This window comes from uncultured Fretibacterium sp., from assembly GCF_938040765.1.
GTDB lineage: Bacteria > Synergistota > Synergistia > Synergistales > Aminobacteriaceae > CAJPSE01.
In genome coordinates this window covers 1-2778 of the sequence record NZ_CALIAA010000061.1, presented here as the reverse complement: position 1 = coordinate 2778, position 2778 = coordinate 1, and the positions used below count along the sequence as shown (strand labels likewise).

Here is a 2778-nt window from a genome sequence, read left to right as displayed (position 1 = left end):
CGTCGGTCCTGTAGAGGGTGAATCCGTCGCGTCCGCCCGCCGGCGACAGGAGGTTCGCGCCTCCCGGCTCCTCCTCCGCGAAATAGCGCCACGAGACCAGCGCCGAGGAGACGTCGAGCCCCGATGTCGTCACCGGAGCCAGGGTGCAGAAGATGCCGCCGTAGATGTTGGCGGCCGGCATGGTGGTGCGCTTGAAATGGAGGTCGCTGACGTCGAAGCCGCAGACCCCGAATACGCCGCCGCGCGAATCGACCAGGGGGACGCTGCACAGCATCGCCTTGCGGGCCGTCCCCCGAATCGTCGTCGTCGGATACCAGAACCCCACGCGGTGAGCGCTCTCGGGATGCTCCATGGCGCACCGCTGCGGGTGTGCGAAATAGTCCGCGTCCTCGATGTCGAACTCCATGGCCCAATACTTTTCCATCACCAATCCCCGCTCCAGTGCAATCTGCGAGGGACCGCGCAGAAGCTGGAACTGCAGCATGCTGCCGCTGACCAGCTCCGGCTCCCAGTCGACGAGGTACAGCCCCGCCCGCGAGGTCCGGGCCTCGCGCATCCTTCGACTGGCGGTGGCATCCAGGATCAGGAAGGCTCCGGTCGTCTTGGCCTGCTCGAGCGAGAGCATCAGGTTGTCGAACTGGTTCGCCAGGATCGGCCTCAGAAGCTCGGGCCGCCGACGCAGATCGTCCGTCGTCAGACCCCGCTCCTCCAGAAAGTGTTCGATGCTGTGCGACAGGTGATGGCCCATCCGTATCGCCATCGCGGAGAGGTGCCCCATCCGCCTCTCCGTCGATGCCGCGAGGTGCCTCAGTTCGTTGTCGAACACGAGTCGGCCCCCGGAGTCGCGAAGGCTCAGCGTGCCGGTCAGGAACAGGACCGCCGAGACGATCGCAGCCATCGTGAGCACGACGAACGCGAAGAACATCCATAGTCTCAGGCGCAGCGTCCGCCCAAGACGCCCCAGGGATCCGAGGCCCCTCAGCCTGGAGAAGAATGCGAACAGGGAGAGTCTATTTGGATTCGACAAACTTCGCGTACGCCCCTTCCGTGGCCTCGCGCCAGGCCCGTTCCGCCCCGACAGCGGGCAAAAGCTCCCGGTACCGCTCACGGGCCTTTTCCGCGAGGCGGCGCATCCGTCCTTCGTACAGGATCTCCAGCTCTCCGTAGTTCGCAATCGACCTTTGGGGCAGGAAACGGTACTCGCGGTTCATCACGCCGATGGCTTCGACATAGCTCTTCCAGATGCCGGTGGCGTCCTTTCCCCAACGCGCCTGCGCCGTCTCGAGCGCATTTCGGGTCACGGGCAGATAGCCGGTACCCTCGACATACCGCAGGTTCTCCTCCGGACGGGTCAGCCACTTCAGGAAGTCGACGGCAGCCTGCTGCCGGTCGGGCGTCGATCGGAAGAGGCAGAAGCCCCCGGCGCGCTGGATGGCGACCTTCCGTCCCCCCTCCATGATCGGAAAGGGCAGCAGCTCGAACTCCACGGGCTCGGACGTGTTGTCGTCGTAAACCACGTTCTTCGGCATGAAGGTGATGCCCGCAGTGGAGCTGGTCCAGCAGAGCATCCTGCCCGTCTTCGCCAGGTCCGTCCCATAGCCCTTGTAGACGGATTCGCATCCCCGCACCGTCGGCTCGAAGAACAGCTTCCAGACCCTTTCGTAGACGGGAGAATGCACGTTCAGGCGATCCCCGTCGAACAGGTCGTCATCCAACTGGGCAAACACGGCCTGGGCCAGGTTGAAGGGATTGTCCACCATAAAGAAGACGTCCCCGTCGCCCTCGATATCGGGGGTCTTCGCGTCGGTCCACTCGTGGTAGCGCTCGGCGGCGCGGACGATCCCCTCGAAGGTCGCGAGTTCCGTCACGGGGGTCCCGGTCTCGCGGGAGAAGCGGTCCCATAACGTCCTGTTGACGAGCAGGCCCTCGGTGGACCTGCCGATGGGAAACACGTACAGATGCCCATCCCCGAGTCGGCCGGACTCGATGAACTCGGGGATGTAGGCGCTCAGCTCATCGGGCGAAAAATAGTCGTCGAGGGCAGCCAGCGCCCCCTTCGCAATAAGCGGCATCGCGGATTTGGGGTAGGCGATCACGATGTCCGGCGGCTGCGGGGCGCCGGGGTCCCCCTGGGCGATGGACATGAGCTTCTCGTGCATGATCTCGGACTTGGCGATGGCCGTAACGATGATGACGACGCCCCTCTCCCGGCCGATGGAACGGTTGAAGCGATCGACGGCCAGGGACAGGGCGTCCTCCCGATGCCCGGTGGGATTGTGCCAGATCGTGAGCACGATGGGCTCCGCGGGCTTGGGCGGGCGCGCACAGAAAAACAACAGCCCCCCCGCCAGTGCGAGGAAGACCAAAAATAAGAGGAAAACGCCCTTCCTCCGAAAAGAGGAAACGAACGACAAGACGGACCGCCTCCAGAAAGGGACGCAGCCATAGGGGCAAAAGCACCGTCCCTTTACGATGTCCCCCTATTTTATTTCATTCCCCGCATTATTCCAAATCTCCGACTCCCTTTTTTTATTTATCGAACCGCCCCATCCGGTCCTTGACCGCCCCACTCGACGAGGGTGAAGCCCCTGCGGACGAAGGGCGTCAGCTCCTGCTGTGGGACGGAGACCGGGGCATTCAAGGGCCGGTAGGCCATGAAGACGCGAAGGATGCTGTCCGGCCTCGGCGTGACGGTCAGCGGGGCGGAGTCGGTATAGTTCTTTCCCTGGAAGGCGATGAGGTTCCAGGGGTTGTCCTGCATCCGCGGCAGCCAGTAGA

General features: G+C 63.8%; 3 protein-coding genes. All 3 read right to left on the bottom strand.

What is annotated here, in order from left to right:
• Window positions 1-1027 (bottom strand): hypothetical protein (locus Q0176_RS02380; RefSeq protein ID WP_299298898.1); only part of this gene is annotated, 1027 nt, incomplete at its 3' end.
• Window positions 1011-2414, bottom strand: a complete 1404-nt coding sequence (locus tag Q0176_RS02375; protein ID WP_299298896.1) for an extracellular solute-binding protein — start codon at window positions 2412-2414, stop codon at window positions 1011-1013. The genes Q0176_RS02380 and Q0176_RS02375, both read right to left, overlap by 17 nt.
• Window positions 2415-2533: 119 nt before the next feature.
• Window positions 2534-2778: hypothetical protein (locus Q0176_RS02370; protein WP_299298894.1), on the bottom strand; the 245-nt coding region annotated here is incomplete at its 5' end.